The sequence below is a fragment of the Methanoculleus sp. MH98A genome (genome assembly GCF_000691865.1).
Taxonomy (GTDB): Archaea; Halobacteriota; Methanomicrobia; order Methanomicrobiales; family Methanoculleaceae; genus Methanoculleus.
Genome location: NZ_JMIO01000295.1, coordinates 1 through 500 on the forward strand (window position 1 = coordinate 1; position 500 = coordinate 500).

The 500-nt window shown below is 54.2% G+C and carries 2 pseudogenes; both read right to left on the reverse strand.

The annotated features are described in order from the left end of the window. Positions 1 to 263, reverse strand: a pseudogene (gene rpl1P, locus EI28_RS13030) (50S ribosomal protein L1); the annotation flags it as partial. Positions 264 to 314: 51 nt separating this feature from the next. Further along, positions 315 to 500 (reverse strand): annotated as a pseudogene (gene rpl11p, locus EI28_RS13035) (50S ribosomal protein L11); the annotation flags it as partial.

Genomic DNA, 500 nt, shown 5'->3' on the forward strand with positions numbered 1-500 from the left:
CGCTCGATCTCCTCAGGTCCGATGATGAGGTCCACATTCACCTCTTTTGCCTGGGTGACAATGTCGCCCTTCCCGAGAACTGCGATCTTGACGTTGTCAAAACCGTTCGGGAGATGAATCGTCTCATCGATACGATTCTTGGGCTGGGACATATCGATATTCCTGAGGTTGACGGTGATATCCACGCTCTCCTTGAACTTCCGTTCCGGAGCCTTTGAGAGGGCCGTCTTCACGGCTTCCTGTATACTGGTTTTATCAACCATCCTTTGCCTCCATAGTACACGACCTCACGATCTTCTATGGTTGTCTGACATCTATGCGACGAGTACGCCGTCGTACTCCCCGTCGTTGACAGCCTGGATCATCTCGCGGGGCTTCTTCCCCTCGACGGTGACACCGACGCTCACGCACGTTCCGAGGACCTCTTTGACCGCGGACTTCAGATCGTACGAGAGCATGCCATCAAACTTCATACGGGCAATACGAACGGCGGCCTCCAG